Below are 16,797 nucleotides of genomic sequence, written 5' to 3' on the forward strand. Positions count from 1 at the left end.
CCCTCCACCACTTCTAATAAGGAAAAAAACCTGCTAAAGAGCAGGTTTTAAATTGACATAATCTCTTTTTCTTTTGCCACAATTATTACATCTATTTCCTTAACGAAGGAATCTATTATCTTTTGAACTTTTTCTTCTGAATTTTTAAGTTCATCTTCACTGATTTCTCCATCTTTCTTTAATGCTTTTATTTTATCATTAGCTTCTCTTCTTATAGATCTTAAAGCAACTTTTGCTTCTTCCCCTGTTTTTTTAACATTTTTAACAAGATTTTTTCTTGTTTCTTCTGTTAATTCAGGAATAACTAATCTAATTACACTACCGTCATTTGATGGGTTAATTCCTAAATCTGAAGTAAGTATAGCCTTCTCTATTTCTTTCATCAAACTCTTTTCCCATGGAGATATTACTAGTACTCTTGGTTCAGGAGCTGAAATATTAGCTACTTGACTTAACGGACATGGGCTACCATAGTAGTCAACTTGTATTCTATCAAGCATTGTTGGGTTAGCTCTACCCGCTCTCATAGTTGAAAGATCAGATTTTAACACAGATATAGTTTTTTTCATTTTTTCTTCTGCTTTTTGAATAATGTCCTTAATCATAAAAACCTCCTATTTTTTAGATGAAACTAAAGTTCCTATTTTTTCACCAGAAATAGCTCTCTTTATATTTCCTGGTTCTTCTAATCCAAATACTAAGATTGGAATACTATTATCCATACATAAAGAAGTTGCAGTAGAATCCATTACTTGTAATCCTTGTTCTAAAACTTCTATATAAGTAAGTGTATCATATTTTTTAGCATCTGGGTACTTATATGGATCCTTATCGTAAACTCCATCAACCTTTTTAGCTAAAAGTATTACATCTGCTTCAATTTCAGCTGCTCTTAGTGCTGCTGTAGTATCAGTTGAGAAATATGGATTTCCTGTTCCTGCTGCAAAAATTACTACTCTTCCTTTTTCTAAATGTCTTACAGCTCTTCTTCTTATAAAGGGCTCTGCAATTTCTTTCATTTCAATAGCAGTTTGTACTCTAGTCATAACTCCATTTTGTTCAAGGGAATCTTGAAGAGCTAAAGCATTTATACATGTTGCAAGCATTCCCATATGATCAGCTTGTGATCTATCCATGCCTTCACCACTTCTTCCTCTCCAAATGTTTCCTCCACCAACTACTAAACCTACTTCTACTCCCATTTCCACTAATGCTTTAACTTCTAATGTGATACTCTTTACTATATCAAAATCAAATCCAAATCCATTTACTCCAGCTAAAGCTTCACCTGAAACTTTCAGTATTACTCTTTTATATTTACTTTTCTCCATTCTTAGTACCTCCGCATATTATTTGGTTACTTCCTAAAAAAAGAGAACACATATGTGTCCTCCTTTGTATTACTTAGTCATCTTAGCTACTTCTTCAGCGAAGTTATCTTCTGCTTTTGCGATACCTTCTCCTCTTTCGAATCTTACAAACTTATTAATAGTTATAGGAGAACCAACTTCTTTTGATTTTTCTTGAAGGTATTTGCTTATGCTCTTATCTCCATCTTTTACCCATGCTTGATCTAAAAGACATACTTCTTTATAGTATTTTTGAATTCTTCCCATTACCATTTTTTCTACTATGTTTTCTGGTTTTCCTTCATTTAAAGCTTGAACTCTGTAGATTTCTTTTTCTTTTTCTAAAGATTCTTGATCTACATCTTCTCTACTTAAGAATGCTGGATTAGTAGCAGCTACTTGCATACATACATCTTTCGCTACTTCTGTTAAAACAGTAGTGTTATCAGCATCACATCCTAATTCAACAACAACACCGATTCTTCCACCACCATGGATATAGCTTTCAACTACACCATTTTCTAAAGTAAATTTAGCAAATCTTCTTACAGTCATGTTTTCACCTAACTTAGCTATTAAAGCTGTAAGCGCTTCTGAAACTGTATTTTCAGCATCAAATTTTTCAGTAACAAACTCTTCTACTGTAGCAACTGAAGTTTTTGAAGCCATTTGAGCTAATCTGTCTGCAAAGCTTACAAATTCTTCGTTAGCAGCAACGAAATCTGTTTCACAGTTTAATTCAACTATACCAGCAGATTTTTTATCTTCTGCTATGTAAGTTTTTACTATTCCTTCTGCAGCAACTCTTCCTGCTTTTTTAGCAGCAGCAGCAAGACCCTTTTCTCTTAATATTTCAATAGCTTTTTCCATATCTCCTTGAGATTCTGTTAAAGCCTTTTTGCAGTCCATCATTCCTGCGCCAGTTTTGTCTCTTAATTCTTTAACTGATTGAGCAGTTATCATAATGTAAATTCCTCCCAACTTAATGTAAACCTTATTATTTAGGTTAAAAGGTAAATGAGAAAACTCACCTACCCTTTAATTTTATTATTCAGCTAATTGTTCGCCTTGTCTTCCTTCGATTATACCATCAGCCATTTTTGCAGTTATTAATTTAACAGCTCTTATAGCATCATCGTTACCCGGAATTACGTAATCAACTTCTTCTGGATCACAGTTAGTATCAACTATACCTACTACTGGTATTCCTAATATCTTAGCTTCTGAAATAGCATTCTTTTCTTTTCTTGGGTCAACTACGAATATAGCTCCTATGTTTGAAGCATCTAAATTCTTAATTCCACCTAAGTTCTTTTCTAATTTTTCCATTTCGCCTTTTAACTTTATAACTTCTTTCTTTGGTAAAACGTCAAATGTTCCGTCTTCTTCCATAGTCTTTAAAGTTTCTAATCTGTTAATTCTAGTTTTGATAGTTTTGAAGTTAGTTAACATACCACCTAACCATCTATTATTAACAAAGTGCATGTTTGATCTTATTGCTTCTTCTTGAATAGCTTCTTGAGCTTGTTTCTTAGTTCCTACAAATAAGATATCTTTTCCTTCTGTTGCAACTTCTTTTATAAAGTTATAAGCTTCGTCTACTTTTTTAACTGTTTTTTGAAGATCTATTATATATATTCCATTTCTTTCTGTGAATATATAAGGAGCCATCTTAGGGTTCCATCTTCTAGTTTGGTGTCCGAAGTGTACACCTGCTTCTAATAATTGTTTCATTGATATAACTGCCATTTTCTTACCTCCTGGTTTTTCCTCCACTATCTTCTTATAAAGTTTCCTTAAAATAAGGCACCATCTTTACAAATCTAATAGTGTGCGTATTTGTTACCTTTGTTAGTATAACATAAGGTTATTACAGTGGCAACATTTTTTTCATCTAAAAATCAATAAATGTAAATTAAAATAATATTTACATTTATATTAAAGATTTATATCTATGACTTTAAATTTTATAGTTAAAAATAATTTAATTATATATTTTTACATTTATAATTTATAAAATATTAATATAGTTTTTCAAACCTTCTTCTATATACTAAAAGCGCCAAATTATTCTAAGTAATTTGACGCTTTTAGTATATGCTAATTTATCTTTTTTAATTCATCTAATAGCTTTTCATTTAATATTTTTATATGTGTTCCCTTCATTCCAAGAGATCTTGATTCTATTACTCCTGCACTTTCAAATTTTCTTAATGCATTTACTATAACACTTCTTGTTATACCAACTTTATCAGCAATTTTTGATGCAACTAGTAATCCTTCACTTCCTTCTAATTCATTAAATATATGTTCAACAGCTTCTAACTCTGAATAAGATAAAGTTCCTATAGCTAATTGAACTACTGCTTTCTTTCTTGCTTCTTCTTCTATTTCTACTTGTTTAGATCTTAATATTTCCATCCCTACTATTGCAGCACTATATTCAGCTAACACTAAATCTTCATCTGTAAACTCTTCTCCAAATCTTGCAAGCATTAAAGTTCCTAGTCTTTCTCTATTACCTATTATAGGAACTATTGTAGTTATTTTATCTTTCATAATACAGCTTCCTTGTCCTTCAAAGACACATAATCCCTTATTATTTAGATTAGCAATACTTTCATGAATATTTAATAAATTATCATTATATTCCTTTGGAAATCTCTTCTCATCTATAACTTGATTTTTCATAATATCACACTCAAAGTTTTTTGAGAATGTATATCCAAGTATTTTACCTTTTCTACTTGTTACATATACATTACATGATAATACTTCACTTAATAATGAACATATGTCTTCAAATGCTACAGGATCTGTACCGGATTTTTGTAGTATTTTATTCAACATTCTTGTCTTATTTAATAATGATGACATCCCATCTTCCTCCTATAAATAAAGCCATTAAATTTTTTGAAAATTTAAAATTGCACAAATTTTCTCAAAATATCTTTATTACTTATTTATACTATCATAAGCCCTACTTATTTTCAACAAATTTTTTGCACTTTTCGACATTATGTATAGAAAATAGGTCATTTTATTAATTTATTAAGATTTAATTGATTTCTATTGTTTATTTTTCATTATTTTCTGTATTTAAATTAATAGTCTTATTACAATTTGAATTTGAACATTGAGCATAATTACCTTTTGTTTTATTATATTTTAACACCATATAAGCTCCACATTCTGGACATTTATCTTTTAAAGGTTCATTCCAGCTTATAAAATCACACTCTGGGTAATTACCACAACCAAAGAACTTCTTTCCTTTTTTACTTTTCTTAGCTAAAATTTTCCCCCCACATTTTGGGCAAGGAGCATCTATTTCTTCTACTATAGGCTTAGCATTCTTACATTCTGGATACCCTGGACATGCTAAAAAATTCCCATACCTTCCATGTTTTATTACCATCATACGACCACATTTATCGCAAGGTACATCACTTACTTTATCTTCTATAACTACTTTAGATACTTCTTTTTCAGCTTTATCTATAGCAATTTTTAATGGTCCAAAGAATTCTCCAACTACTTTTCTCCATTCTTCTTGCCCTTCTTCTATGTGATCGAGGTTTCTTTCCATTTCAGCAGTAAAATCCACATCTACAATTTGTTTAAAATACTCACTTACCATATTATTAACTATAAATCCAAGCTCTGTTGGAATTAAATTTTTCTTCTCTCTCTTTATATAGTCCCTACTTAATATTGTAGTTATTGTTGGTACATAAGTACTTGGCCTTCCTATACCTTTTTCTTCTAGTGACTTTACAAAAGATGCTTCACTATAACGTGCAGGCGGTTGTGTAAAGTGTTGTTTTCCTTCTATATCAACCTTACTTAATTCATCATTTTCTTCTAACTTAGGTAATGAAACATCTTCATTATCCTCTTCTGTTGCATATTCATAAAGCTTCATAAATCCATCAAACTTTATAGTAGATCCACTTGCTTTGAATTTATAATCTCCATTTTTAATTTCTATACTATTAGTATTTAATTCGCAAGAAGCCATTTGGCTTGCCATAAATCTATTCCAAATAAGAGAATATAATTTATATTGCTCAGATGTTAATGAGTTTTTCGCCATCTCTGGTGTAATTTCAATTATAGATGGTCTTATAGCTTCATGAGCGTCTTGTATATTTTTCTTTCCTTTATAAATTCTTGGAGAACTTGGAGCATACTCTTTTCCGTAAGTAGTATTAATAAATTCTACTGCTTTTCCTTGAGCTTCCTCTGATATTCTAACAGAATCTGTTCTCATATAAGTGATTAATCCTACTGTTCCATATCCTTTAACCTCTACACCTTCATATAAGACTTGAGCTATAGACATCGTTCTTTTAGTCATAAAATTTAACTTCTTTGATGCTTCTTGCTGCAGTGTACTAGTAGTAAAAGGTGGTAATGGATTTTTAAGTTTTGATCCTTTTTTAACCTTAGTAACTATAAATTTATCTTTCTTTAATTCTTCTATTATTTTATTACTTTCTTCTTCAGTATTAATTTCAATTTTCTTATTCTTATAATAAGATAACTTTATAGAAAATTTTTTTCTATCTTTAGTTGCTGTGCAATCAACACTCCAATATTCTTTTGGTTCAAACTTATTAATTTCTTCTTCTCTATCACATATAAGTTTCAATGCGGCTGATTGAACTCTTCCAGCACTTAATCCCCATTTTACATTCTTCCATAAAATTGGGCTAATTTCATAACCAACTAATCTATCTAATATTCTTCTTGCTTGCTGAGCATCTACTAAGTTGGTATTTATTTCTCTTGCTTCTTTTATAGATGATTTTACTGCACTTTTAGTTATCTCATTAAATACTATTCTACATTTTTCATCTTCTGAAATATTTAAAATATTGGCTAAATGCCATGATATTGCTTCACCTTCACGATCAGGGTCCGTTGCAAGATAAACTTTATCAGCTTTTTTTGCTGCTTTTTTAAGTTTAGTTAAAAGTTCGCCCTTGCCTCTTATAGTTATATACTTTGGATCAAAATTATTCTCTATATCAACGCCTAATTTACTTTTTGGCAAATCTCTCACATGTCCCATAGATGCTTCTACTGTATAATTCTTTCCAAGATACTTTCCTATAGTTTTAGCCTTTGCAGGTGATTCTACTATTACAAGATTTTGTCCCATACATAAAACTCCAGTAAATTTTATGGAGTTTACACCCCCTTAAATTTATAATGATTTTGCATAATAATTGCCAGGAAGGCAAATAATTTCATTTCTATTTTGCATTTCAAATAATAACTCAAATAATACCTTTCTGTCAACATTTACAGTTTTTATTATATCATCTAAGTGTTTTGGTTCATCATTTATTACCTTTAACAAACTAATTTTATATTCATTTACTTCCATTTTTTTATCTTTTTCTTTATTTATATCAAAAAAATCATATAAATCATCCATTTCAGTAAAAGGTTTTGCTCCGTCTCTTATTAGTTTGTTACATCCTTCACTATTTCCATTTAGGACTGGGCCTGGAATAGCCATTATCTCTTTTCCTATACTTAACGCAAAGTCTACTGTAATTAAAGATCCACTTTTTTTAGTAGCTTCAATTACTATTAATTTTTCACTTATACCACTTATTATTCTATTTCTTCTAGGAAAATTATAAGGCATAGGCGGAGTTCGCGGTAAAAATTCTGAAATTAATAACCCTTCCTTTATAACTTTTTCGTATAAAAACTTATTACTTTTAGGATAAACAATATCTATTCCACAGCCTAAAACCCCTATGGTTTTTCCTCTAAATTCAATAGCGCTCCTTTGTGCCACAGAGTCTATTCCCGATGCTAGCCCACTAACAACAGTGATATTATTTTCACTTAATTCTTTTCCTATTATTTTAGCTACTTCTACACCGTATTGTGTACATTTTCTTGCTCCAATCACTGCTGCTAACCTCTTATTTAATAAATCAATATTCCCTTTATAAAATAATACATATGGAGGATCTGTAATATACCTTAAGCTTTCTGGGTATTCTTTTGACTTAATTGTAATATATCCTATTCCAAAACTATTTATGTAATTCCTAAACTCATTAATTCTTTCATCTGTATTTAGGTCAATTTTAACTTTTTTGAATTCTTTAATTTCATCTTTATATTTTTTAATTGTAGTTTCATCCCCATATTTTTCTATTAATGAAACTTTCTTTTCATTGGATATATTGGCTAAAATAAGCCATAGTTCATCACTGTTCATAAAATCCATCCTTATATTAAATTATTTCTCCCTCTACATTTTTTCTATATCCTAACGCTTCAAAAATATGATGTTCACATACATTTTCAGAGTTTTCTAAATCTGCTATGGTTCTTGAAACCTTTATTATTTTGTCATAACCTCTCATAGTCAAATTAAATTTATCGTAATACATTTTTAATAAGTTTTTTGTTCCTTCAGATATATTAAATAGCCTTTCTATATCTTTCCCCTTTACTTCTGAATTATAATTATACCCGCTATTTTTATATCTAAATTTTTGCACTTCTCTAGCTTCTAATACTTTATCCTTTATTTTACTAGAAGTTAACCTATCTCTTCCTTTAGCTATGTCTTCGTATTTTAATCTAGGTACGTAACTTAATAAATCTATCCTATCTAACAGGGCTCTAGATAATCTATTTAAATACCTCTTTCTTTCACCCTCAGAACATGTACATCCATTTTCATCTATTCCTCCTAAATAAAGTCCACATGGACAAGGATTAAAGGCTCCAACTAATAAAAAATTTGATGGCAACTTATATGTTCCATTTATTCTATTGATATTTATAACTTTTTCTTCTAATGGTTCTCTTAAACTCTCTAATACATCCCTTTTAAATTCTAAAATTTCATCTAAGAAAAGCACTCCATTATGAGCTAAAGTAATTTCCCCTGCTTTTACCTCTTTACCTCCACCAGCTAAAGCTATTCTAGTTATTGTGTGATGCGGATTTCTAAAGGGTCTATTAACCCCATTCTCGCCTGAAAAGATTCCTGAAGCACTATAGATTTTTGCGATTTCTATTTCTTCTTTATACGTAAGAGGTGGTAATATAGATGGTAAGGCCTTTGCAAGCATAGTTTTGCCTGAACCTGGGGAACCAAAAAGCAATATATTATGTATACCAGCAGCGGCTATTTGCATTGCTCTTTTTGATGTATTTTGTCCTATTATATCTGAATAATCTAACAATTCCTTTTTTACACTCTTAATCTCCTTATCAAAAATAAATGGTAATAAATCCTCATTATTAATGAAAGAAATAACCTCTTTTAATGTTTTAAAAGGATAAAAATTACCTATATTAAAGGATCTTAATTCCTTTAAATTATTTAGAGGAAATATAAAATTATTTTTCTTATTACTTTCACCTTCAAAAATTATTGGCAGAATCCCTTTTATTTCTTTTAAATCTCCTCCTAATGAAAGTTCTCCAAAAACTATAAAATCACTTAAATCTTTTTTAGATATTTGATTAGACTCCATTAATATTCCAATAGCTATCGGAAGATCAAGTAATGAACCAATTTTTCTAATATCTGCTGGTGCTAAATTTATAGTTATTCTTCCTAGTGGAAACTCAAATCCACTGTTTATTATTGCTGACCTTACTCTTTCTTTAGATTCCTTTATGGAAACATCAGGAAGACCTACTATATTAAAACTAGGCATCCCTTTATTTATATCTACTTCTACATTTATAAGTATTCCATCAAGTCCATTATGAGTGGCGCTTATTATTTCCATTGACATTATCATCACCTCTTAAACATTATTGACATTATAATTTAATTATTAAACATTAATTTTAAAAAAAATGATTTAAGATATTATTCTTGTCAATATTATAAGATGATGATTATTTAATATTATTTTAAAATAATATAGAATTGTGGTGATATTTTATGAATAGCTATAATAAATGCATAGGTGCATATGGTGAAGACTTAGCTTCATCTTATTTAAAGTCTAAAGGATATTATATATTAAATAGAAACTTTAGAAATAAGCATGGTGAGATTGATTTGATATGCAAGTATAGTGATTTAATTATTTTTGTAGAAGTAAAAAGTAGGTACAATTATTCATACGGAATACCCTCTGAATCTGTTACCTACTCTAAACAAAAACAAATAATTAATTTATGTGAATTTTATATACTTTCTAGAAAATTATTTAACTATAACTGTAGATTTGATGTTATAGAAATATATTTTAATAAAAATAATGAATCTTATTTTTTAAATCATGTAGAAGATGCCTTTAGAGGCTATTAATTGGAAGTATATTTTTTAAAAATGATCTTCTATGTATTTTACATGGTCCAAATTCTTTTAGTCCATCTACGTGCTTATTAGTGCCATATCCAGCATTTTCATCAAAACCATAATAAGGATATTCTTTTGAATATTCCTTCATTAAATTATCTCTATATACCTTTGCTAAAATAGATGCAGCTGCTATTGATGCTGATTTTGCATCTCCTTTAATAACGGATTTATTATGTATATTAATTCCTTTAATTAAATATCCATCTGATAATATAAGCTCCGGTTTTATCTTCATAGATATACATGCCTCTAAAAATATTTTATTATTACAATAAGCTATACCTTTTTCATCAATTTCATTATTTGAACTTTCAGAAATGTAATATGCTAATGCTTTTTCTTTTATTACTTCTGATAAAGATTCTCTTTTCTTTTCTGATAATTTCTTAGAATCATTTAACCAAAGTATCAGTTCATCATCTATTGCATCTAAGTCTAATATTACTGCACATGCTACTATTGGTCCTGCAAGTGGTCCTCTCCCTACTTCATCTACTCCAGCTATATATGAATACTTTCCAAAACCTTTATCAAAATTATACATCGACCTTACTCTTTGGATTTCTTTTTCTATTTTTTCTTTTTCTTTATAAAGCTTTACCCCTAAAGCTTTAACATTTTTTCTCTTATCTGAAGAAAGTAAATTTATTAAATCCATTAAATAAATATTATTTTTTTCTTCACTTACCTTTATATTATCTATATATGATTTTATATCTTTATAACTTAATTTTTGAATATCATTATTTAATAAATCCATTATTTTATTCCTCTAATCCCTCTTCGTCATCTGGGCGCTCAAGTGAAATATTACCTATTTTTCCTCCTCTAAACTCATCTAGAAGAATTACAGATATTCTATTATAATCTATTTCTCCACCTTTAACTAAGCATCCTCTTTTTCTAGCTATACTATTCAAAGTTTCTAGGGGATCCTCATCTATTTTATCGATCTTATATCTTTCCTTTAAATTTTCTCCATAGAAGCTTTGAAGCCTTTTAACTAAATTATAAGAAAGTTCTTCGATGTCCATTATTTCATCTTTTATAGCTCCTGTAAAAGCTAAATTAAGAGCTGTTTTTTCATCCTCAAATTTAGGCCATAAAACTCCAGGTGTATCTAGCATTTCAATGTCCATTTTAGTTTTTATCCATTGTTTGCTCTTTGTAACACCAGGTCTATCACCTGTCTTTGCTATATTATTTTTAGCCATCTTATTTATAAATGTAGACTTTCCTACATTTGGTATACCAACTACCATAACTCTCATTTGTATTTTCACTAAACCTTTAGATTTAAGTCTATCATGTTTTTCTTTTAATAATAAATCTAATGTTGGCTTAATTTGATTTAATCCTTTTCCTGATAAGCAATTTACTTCTATAACTTTTACATTTTCTGAAGATAAATGATTCATCCACATTTTTGTTACTTTAGCTTCTGATAAGTCACTTTTGTTTAAAAGTATTACTCTTGGCTTTCCTTCGCAAAGCTTATCTATATCAGGATTTGCAGAACTTTTTGGTATTCTAGCATCTCTAATTTCAATAATTGCATCTACTAATTTTAAATTTTCTTTTATTTCTCTTTGAGTTTTTTTCATATGCCCTGGAAACCAATTTATTGTAGCCATATTTAAATTCCTCCATATCTAATTAATTATAAGTGTATTATATCCATTTATATTCTCTATATATCAATAATAAACAAATTAACTTTTAATCACATTTTTAATAACTTCATTTTTCAATAAATATATGATCTAAAATAAAGAAAAAGGGACTTATAAAAGTCCCTTACTTAATCATTAGATAATTATCTAACGTTTAATTCTTTAACTTTAGCAGCCTTACCTACTCTGTCTCTTAAGTAGTATAATTTAGCTCTTCTTACTTTACCTTTTCTTACAACTTCCATTTTATCGATAATTGGAGAGTTCATTGGGAAAGTTCTTTCTACTCCAGTTCCGTAAGCAACTCTTCTTACAGTGAAAGTTTCTCTTAATCCACCATTTTGCTTCTTTATAACTGTTCCTTCAAACATTTGTACTCTTTCTCTTGTACCTTCTTTAATTTTAACGTAAACTTTAACGTTATCTCCTACGCTGAAATTTGGAAGATCGTTTCTCATTTGTTCAGCTTCAATAGCTCTTATTATTTCGTTCATTGTGTAGTCCCTCCTTAATATAATATTTAGACGTTCTTAACAAACAATTGACAGAGGACCGCCCGTACTAACACAAAGGTTATTTTAACATAAGTTCTGTTATATTTCAACAATTTATTTATACTTTTCTAGTATTTTTTTATCTTCTTTTGTAAGAGTTATTTTTCTATATAAATCTTCTCTTCTTTCCTTAGTTATTATTAAAGATTGAGCTCTTCTCCATTTCCTTATATTTTCATGATGACCTGAAAGCAATATCTCTGGTACCCTATCTCCTTCAAACTCCTCTGGTCTTGTGTACTGAGGATATTCTAATAATCCATCTGAAAAGGACTCATCCATATAACTTTCTTCTTTCCCTAAAACTCCACTTTTTAGCCTTAAAATGGAATCTATTACAGGAATAGCAGCCATTTCTCCACCAGTTAATACAAAATCGCCCAAGGAAACTTCTGAGTCTATATATTTATATACTCTTTCATCAATTCCCTCATAATGACCACATATAAATATAAGCTCATCTTCTTTAGATAATTCTTTAGCCATCTCTTGATTAAAGGTTTTTCCTCTAGGTCCTAAGAAAACAACTTTCCCTTTATTAGTTTTTTTACAATGTCTTATAGAGTCTACTAATGGCTGAGGAGTCATAACCATTCCAGCCCCACCACCATATGGGTAATCATCTACCTTTTTATGTTTATTTAAAGTAAACTCCCTTATATTTAAAGCTTCTATTTCTACTATATTTTTTTCCTTAGCTTTTCCTATTATACTATGATTAAATATGTCAAACATTTCAGGAAATAATGTAAGAATACTAATCTTCATCTTGCCATTCTCCTACTGGTTTTATTGTAATTTTTCTATTTTCTATATCTATATCTGTAACTATATCTAAAAGTACAGGAATTAATAATTCTTTAGGCTTTCTTATCCAATATACATCATTATTTTTTGTTTGGATTACATCATAAACTTCTCCTAAAGATTTACCTTCTGTATCATAAACATTGCATCCAACAATATCTGCAATAAAATATGTATCTTCTTCTAAAGGAACTGCATATTCTCTTGGAATTTCCATATACTTATTTTTATATTTTTCAGCTTCTTCTATTGTATCTATTCCTTCTAATTTAACTATTATCCTATCTTTTTGATATTTACATCCTTTTATTTTCTTCTCTATTCCATCTATTAATACAAACTTTAAATCATTATATCTTTTGGGATCATCTGTTAAAGCTATAACTTTAACTTCTCCCTTTAACCCATGAGTGTTTACTATTTTTCCAACTCTTAAAATATCTCTCATTTTAGCACCTCTTTTTTAATTAAATTATTTATATTAAATCATTTATTTAACTTAGTATTTTCCATATATACTAAAGTTAAAACACTAACTTTTAATTTAACATATTTAATATTTCTAATACTTCTACAAACATACATAGAAGCATTAGAAATATTATAATTTAAAAATTCAATTTATTTTATTAAACTATCTTTTTATAGTAATTTTATGTTTAAAAAGAGTTAGGATAATCCTAACTCTTTACATCAATAATTTCTACTACTACTTTTTTCTCTTCTTTCATTGCTGCTGCTTTTACAACAGTTCTGATAGCTTTAGCTATCCTTCCCTGTTTACCTATTACTTTTCCCATATCTGCAGGAGCAACCTTTAGTTCCAGAATAATTGATTGCTCTCCTTGGATTTCATTTACATGAACTTCATTTGGATTATCCACAAGGGATTTAGCTATAATTTCAATTAATTCCTTCATAAACACCTGTAATTAAACTAATTACAGAGTTCACCTCCTAAAAATTACTTATTTAATCCTGCTTGAGCAAAAAGTCTCTTTACTACATCTGTAGGTTGAGCACCATTTTGTACCCATTTAGTAGCTTTTTCTTCATTGATTTTAACTTCAGCTGGTTCAGTTAAAGGATTGTAATATCCTATTTCCTCGATGAATCTACCATCTCTTGGAGCTCTTGAATCAGCAACTACTATTCTATAGAAAGGAGCTTTCTTAGCACCCATTCTTCTTAATCTAATTTTTACTGCCATGTATTTCACCTCCTTTTAAAGTGTATCATTTATATTAACTCATAAAAGGTAATTTACCAAAGAATCCTTTTTTAGATTTCTTTTGAAAGGACTTCATTTGTTTCATTTGCTTTCTCATCATATCAAAGCCCTTAATGAGTTTGTTAACTTCTTGTAATGATGTACCTGAACCTTTAGCAATCCTCTTCTTTCTTGAAGATGATCCTGCTATAAGCTTTGGATTTCTTCTTTCCTTTGGAGTCATTGAAAAAATTATAGCTTTAACTCTGCCTAATTGTTTTTCACCAGCATCAAAATCTATATCTTTCATTTCCTTAGGAATTCCAGGCACCATTTCCATTATTTTGCTTAGAGATCCAAGCTTTTTCATTTGTTCCATAGCTGTTAAATAATCTTCATAAGTGAAGTCATTTTCTAACATCTTTGCACTTAATTCTTTAGCTTCTTTATCATCGAAGGCTTCCTGAGCTTTTTCAATTAATGAAAGAACATCTCCCATTCCTAGTATTCTTGAAGCCATTCTATCTGGATAGAAAACTTCAAAATCGCTCATTTTCTCACCTACACCAATGAATTTAATTGGCTTTTCAGTAATATGTCTAATTGATAAAGCAGCTCCACCTCTTGTATCACCATCAAGCTTAGTTAATATAACACCAGAAACATCTAATGTATTATTGAAGCTTTCAGCAACATTTACGGCATCTTGCCCTGTCATAGAATCTACTACAAGTAGTATTTCTTGAGGTTTTACTTCTTCTTTTATAGATTTTAGTTCATCCATAAGATTTTCATCTATATGAAGTCTACCAGCTGTATCTATTATTATAACATTATTACCATTTTCTCTTCCATGAGCTATACCTGCTTTTGCAATATCAACAGGATTAACTTTATCACCCATTTGAAAAACTGGAATATCTATTTGCTTTCCAACTACCTCTAATTGTTTAATAGCTGCTGGTCTATATATATCACAGGCTACTAAAAGAGGTTTTTTATTTTGTTTTCTAAGTTGTAGTGCAAGCTTTCCAGTCATTGTAGTTTTACCTGCCCCTTGTAGTCCAACCATCATTATTACTGTTGGTCCTACAGAGTTAAAGTTTAACTTACTTTCACTACCACCCATAAGATCCGTAAGTTCATCGTTAACAATTTTTATAACTTGTTGAGCTGGAGTTAAACTTTCTAAAACTTCATTTCCAACACACTTTTCACTGACACTTGAAATAAATTTCTTAACTACTTTAAAGTTAACATCAGCTTCAAGTAACGCAAGCTTTACTTCTCTCATAACTTCTTTTATATCTTTTTCAGTTAGCTTTCCCTTGCCCTTAAGTTTTTTGAAAGCTTCCTGCAATTTATCTGATAAACCTTCAAAAGCCACCTTAAACCCTCCTATGATTTTACAAATCTTTTAATATACTTTTATACTTTTTATAATCCTCTTCAGAAATTGAGTATTTATTTTTTAAATCCTCAAGAAGATTTGTAATTATTTTTTCTTGATTAAAACTTTTCTCAAGTAAATTAAGTTTACTTTCATAGGATAGAAATTGTTTATAGCATCTCTTTATTAAATCATGGATAGCCTGACGACTCGTGTTATTCAATTCAGCAATTTCGGCTAAGGATAAATCCTCATTATAATAAAGCTCCATAATTTTATACTGTTTCTCTGTTAGTAATGGACCATATAAATCCATTAATAATGAAATCTCAACCCTATCTTCCATTTCATCACCTTACCCACAAAAGAGATTTTAACAAAACCATCCCAGGCTGTCAAGTATTTTTACTTAACACTTGTAAAAAATTTAATAATCATGAAAAAAGTTAAGAAAACACCTTATTATTAAAACTATTAAAAAGCCTTTCCTTCACTAATTCCTATTTATTTCGGACTTTTTTATTGTTAATTAAAATAATGCTTCTGCAAATCCTTCAGCATCAAACTCTTGTAAATCTTCTATACTTTCTCCAACTCCTATATACTTAACTGGTATATTTAAAGTATTTTTTATAGAAATTACAACTCCACCTTTTGCTGTTCCATCTAACTTCGTTAAAATTATACCATCTATAGGACAAGCCTCCATAAATTGCTTTGCTTGAACTACTGCATTTTGTCCTGTAGTTGCATCCAAGACTAATAAGGTTTCTTTAGCTGCATTACTAAACTCTTTATCTATTATTCTACCTATTTTAGATAACTCATCCATAAGATTCTTTTTGTTATGAAGCCTTCCAGCAGTATCACAAATTAATAAATCAATATTTCTTGATTTAGCTGCACTTACAGCATCAAAAACTACTGCTGCAGGGTCAGAACCTTCCATATGTTTTACTATATCAACTCCAGCTCTTTGGCTCCATACTTCTAGTTGGTCAATGGCCGCAGCTCTAAATGTATCTGCTGCTGCAAGTAAAACCTTTTTGCCTTCTTTTTTATTCTTAGCCGCAAGTTTTCCTATAGATGTAGTTTTTCCAGCTCCATTTACACCTATTACTAATAATACTTTCTTATTATCAGTTTCTTCTTTTTCTTCGGCTCCATCAAGTAGCATATCCTTTATCACCGCTTTTAAAGCAGGATAAACTTCACTTGGATCATTTATTTTTTCTTTTCTAATTTTTGCTTTTAATCTATCTATAATTTCTATTGTTGTATCCATACCTATATCTGACATAACTAAAATTTCTTCTAGTTCCTCATATAAATCATCATCTATAGTTATAGCTAATTTTAATGTTTCGTTAATTTTATCCGTTAACGCGTCCTTAGTTTTTGAAAGTCCTGATTTTAAATTATCAAAAAGTTTTCCAAACATTTTTT

At 29.4% G+C, this 16,797-nt stretch carries 19 protein-coding genes; 1 reads left to right on the plus strand and 18 read right to left on the minus strand.

Features of this window, described 5'->3' with window-relative positions; all coding sequences use genetic code 11:
- Positions 1-47: 47 nt before the first annotated feature.
- The 8 genes from frr to ACYUEX_RS09320 form a co-directional block, all read right to left on the minus strand.
- A complete protein-coding gene (frr, locus tag ACYUEX_RS09285; protein WP_411170530.1) occupies positions 48-605 on the minus strand; it encodes a ribosome recycling factor in 558 nt (185 codons plus the stop codon).
- Between the two features lie 9 nt (positions 606-614).
- Positions 615-1,331, minus strand: coding sequence for a UMP kinase (pyrH, locus tag ACYUEX_RS09290; RefSeq protein WP_460287792.1), 717 nt, complete (start codon positions 1,329-1,331; stop codon positions 615-617).
- Positions 1,332-1,400: 69 nt separating this feature from the next.
- A complete protein-coding gene (tsf, locus tag ACYUEX_RS09295; protein WP_460287794.1) occupies positions 1,401-2,312 on the minus strand; it encodes a translation elongation factor Ts in 912 nt (303 codons plus the stop codon).
- Between the two features lie 84 nt (positions 2,313-2,396).
- On the minus strand, positions 2,397-3,098 hold the full coding sequence (gene rpsB / locus ACYUEX_RS09300; RefSeq protein WP_411170527.1) for a 30S ribosomal protein S2: 702 nt from the start codon (positions 3,096-3,098) through the stop codon (positions 2,397-2,399).
- Between the two features lie 351 nt (positions 3,099-3,449).
- Positions 3,450-4,226, minus strand: a complete 777-nt coding sequence (gene codY, locus ACYUEX_RS09305) for a GTP-sensing pleiotropic transcriptional regulator CodY (protein ID WP_411170526.1) — start codon at positions 4,224-4,226, stop codon at positions 3,450-3,452.
- A 199-nt stretch (positions 4,227-4,425) separates the two neighbouring features.
- Complete coding sequence (gene topA, locus ACYUEX_RS09310) at positions 4,426-6,516, minus strand: type I DNA topoisomerase (RefSeq protein WP_460287795.1); 2,091 nt, start codon at positions 6,514-6,516, stop codon at positions 4,426-4,428.
- Between the two features lie 45 nt (positions 6,517-6,561).
- Positions 6,562-7,599, minus strand: a complete 1,038-nt coding sequence (gene dprA, locus ACYUEX_RS09315) for a DNA-processing protein DprA (RefSeq protein WP_460287797.1) — start codon at positions 7,597-7,599, stop codon at positions 6,562-6,564.
- A gap of 16 nt (positions 7,600-7,615) precedes the next feature.
- The gene (locus ACYUEX_RS09320; protein ID WP_460287799.1) at positions 7,616-9,139 is read right to left on the minus strand and encodes a YifB family Mg chelatase-like AAA ATPase; all 1,524 of its coding nucleotides are present in this window, start codon (positions 9,137-9,139) and stop codon (positions 7,616-7,618) included.
- A gap of 152 nt (positions 9,140-9,291) precedes the next feature.
- Here ACYUEX_RS09320 and ACYUEX_RS09325 point away from each other — a divergent pair, with 152 nt between their 5' ends.
- The gene (locus tag ACYUEX_RS09325; RefSeq protein WP_460287801.1) at positions 9,292-9,663 is read left to right on the plus strand and encodes a YraN family protein; all 372 of its coding nucleotides are present in this window, start codon (positions 9,292-9,294) and stop codon (positions 9,661-9,663) included.
- On the opposite strand, the gene ACYUEX_RS09330 is transcribed toward ACYUEX_RS09325, so the two are convergent.
- From ACYUEX_RS09330 to ftsY, 10 genes are all read right to left on the minus strand, one after another.
- Positions 9,650-10,477, minus strand: coding sequence for a ribonuclease HII (locus ACYUEX_RS09330; protein WP_460287803.1), 828 nt, complete (start codon positions 10,475-10,477; stop codon positions 9,650-9,652). The two genes, ACYUEX_RS09325 and ACYUEX_RS09330, sit on opposite strands and share 14 nt — an antisense overlap.
- Positions 10,478-10,481: 4 nt before the next feature.
- Positions 10,482-11,351, minus strand: coding sequence for a ribosome biogenesis GTPase YlqF (gene ylqF / locus ACYUEX_RS09335; RefSeq protein WP_460287804.1), 870 nt, complete (start codon positions 11,349-11,351; stop codon positions 10,482-10,484).
- Between the two features lie 182 nt (positions 11,352-11,533).
- The gene (rplS, locus tag ACYUEX_RS09340) at positions 11,534-11,884 is read right to left on the minus strand and encodes a 50S ribosomal protein L19 (protein ID WP_411170519.1); all 351 of its coding nucleotides are present in this window, start codon (positions 11,882-11,884) and stop codon (positions 11,534-11,536) included.
- A gap of 114 nt (positions 11,885-11,998) precedes the next feature.
- Positions 11,999-12,712 (minus strand): tRNA (guanosine(37)-N1)-methyltransferase TrmD, encoded by a 714-nt coding sequence (trmD, locus tag ACYUEX_RS09345; protein ID WP_460287806.1) that lies wholly within the window; start codon positions 12,710-12,712, stop codon positions 11,999-12,001.
- Entirely contained in the window at positions 12,702-13,199 is a 498-nt protein-coding gene (gene rimM, locus ACYUEX_RS09350) for a ribosome maturation factor RimM (RefSeq protein WP_411170517.1), read from the minus strand. The genes trmD and rimM overlap by 11 nt, the downstream gene beginning before the upstream one ends.
- Before the next feature lie 232 nt (positions 13,200-13,431).
- The gene (locus ACYUEX_RS09355; RefSeq protein ID WP_411170516.1) at positions 13,432-13,671 is read right to left on the minus strand and encodes a KH domain-containing protein; all 240 of its coding nucleotides are present in this window, start codon (positions 13,669-13,671) and stop codon (positions 13,432-13,434) included.
- 44 nt (positions 13,672-13,715) lie between these two features.
- Positions 13,716-13,961, minus strand: coding sequence for a 30S ribosomal protein S16 (gene rpsP, locus ACYUEX_RS09360; protein WP_008678375.1), 246 nt, complete (start codon positions 13,959-13,961; stop codon positions 13,716-13,718).
- A gap of 34 nt (positions 13,962-13,995) precedes the next feature.
- Positions 13,996-15,348 (minus strand): signal recognition particle protein, encoded by a 1,353-nt coding sequence (ffh, locus tag ACYUEX_RS09365; RefSeq protein ID WP_460287808.1) that lies wholly within the window; start codon positions 15,346-15,348, stop codon positions 13,996-13,998.
- A gap of 19 nt (positions 15,349-15,367) precedes the next feature.
- Entirely contained in the window at positions 15,368-15,697 is a 330-nt protein-coding gene (locus ACYUEX_RS09370; RefSeq protein ID WP_411170514.1) for a putative DNA-binding protein, read from the minus strand.
- A 183-nt stretch (positions 15,698-15,880) separates the two neighbouring features.
- Positions 15,881-16,792: a signal recognition particle-docking protein FtsY gene (ftsY, locus tag ACYUEX_RS09375; protein WP_460287809.1), complete on the minus strand. Its 912-nt coding sequence runs from the start codon at positions 16,790-16,792 to the stop codon at positions 15,881-15,883.
- Between the last annotated feature and the right edge of the window lie 5 nt (positions 16,793-16,797).

The sequence above is a fragment of the Clostridium sp. CTA-7 genome (assembly GCF_054768095.1).

What these genes read in the sequence shown, in the direction of transcription:
- frr (WP_411170530.1), bottom strand. Translation starts at nt 605, where the DNA reads ATGATTAAGGACATTATTCAAAAAGCAGAAGAAAAAATGAAAAAAACT.
- pyrH (WP_460287792.1), bottom strand. Translation starts at nt 1,331, where the DNA reads ATGGAGAAAAGTAAATATAAAAGAGTAATACTGAAAGTTTCAGGTGAA.
- tsf (WP_460287794.1), bottom strand. Translation starts at nt 2,312, where the DNA reads ATGATAACTGCTCAATCAGTTAAAGAATTAAGAGACAAAACTGGCGCA.
- rpsB (WP_411170527.1), bottom strand. Translation starts at nt 3,098, where the DNA reads ATGGCAGTTATATCAATGAAACAATTATTAGAAGCAGGTGTACACTTC.
- codY (WP_411170526.1), bottom strand. Translation starts at nt 4,226, where the DNA reads ATGTCATCATTATTAAATAAGACAAGAATGTTGAATAAAATACTACAA.
- topA (WP_460287795.1), bottom strand. Translation starts at nt 6,516, where the DNA reads ATGGGACAAAATCTTGTAATAGTAGAATCACCTGCAAAGGCTAAAACT.
- dprA (WP_460287797.1), bottom strand. Translation starts at nt 7,599, where the DNA reads ATGAACAGTGATGAACTATGGCTTATTTTAGCCAATATATCCAATGAA.
- ACYUEX_RS09320 (WP_460287799.1), bottom strand. Translation starts at nt 9,139, where the DNA reads ATGTCAATGGAAATAATAAGCGCCACTCATAATGGACTTGATGGAATA.
- ACYUEX_RS09325 (WP_460287801.1), top strand. Translation starts at nt 9,292, where the DNA reads ATGAATAGCTATAATAAATGCATAGGTGCATATGGTGAAGACTTAGCT.
- ACYUEX_RS09330 (WP_460287803.1), bottom strand. Translation starts at nt 10,477, where the DNA reads ATGGATTTATTAAATAATGATATTCAAAAATTAAGTTATAAAGATATA.
- ylqF (WP_460287804.1), bottom strand. Translation starts at nt 11,351, where the DNA reads ATGGCTACAATAAATTGGTTTCCAGGGCATATGAAAAAAACTCAAAGA.
- rplS (WP_411170519.1), bottom strand. Translation starts at nt 11,884, where the DNA reads ATGAACGAAATAATAAGAGCTATTGAAGCTGAACAAATGAGAAACGAT.
- trmD (WP_460287806.1), bottom strand. Translation starts at nt 12,712, where the DNA reads ATGAAGATTAGTATTCTTACATTATTTCCTGAAATGTTTGACATATTT.
- rimM (WP_411170517.1), bottom strand. Translation starts at nt 13,199, where the DNA reads ATGAGAGATATTTTAAGAGTTGGAAAAATAGTAAACACTCATGGGTTA.
- ACYUEX_RS09355 (WP_411170516.1), bottom strand. Translation starts at nt 13,671, where the DNA reads ATGAAGGAATTAATTGAAATTATAGCTAAATCCCTTGTGGATAATCCA.
- rpsP (WP_008678375.1), bottom strand. Translation starts at nt 13,961, where the DNA reads ATGGCAGTAAAAATTAGATTAAGAAGAATGGGTGCTAAGAAAGCTCCT.
- ACYUEX_RS09370 (WP_411170514.1), bottom strand. Translation starts at nt 15,697, where the DNA reads ATGGAAGATAGGGTTGAGATTTCATTATTAATGGATTTATATGGTCCA.
- ftsY (WP_460287809.1), bottom strand. Translation starts at nt 16,792, where the DNA reads ATGTTTGGAAAACTTTTTGATAATTTAAAATCAGGACTTTCAAAAACT.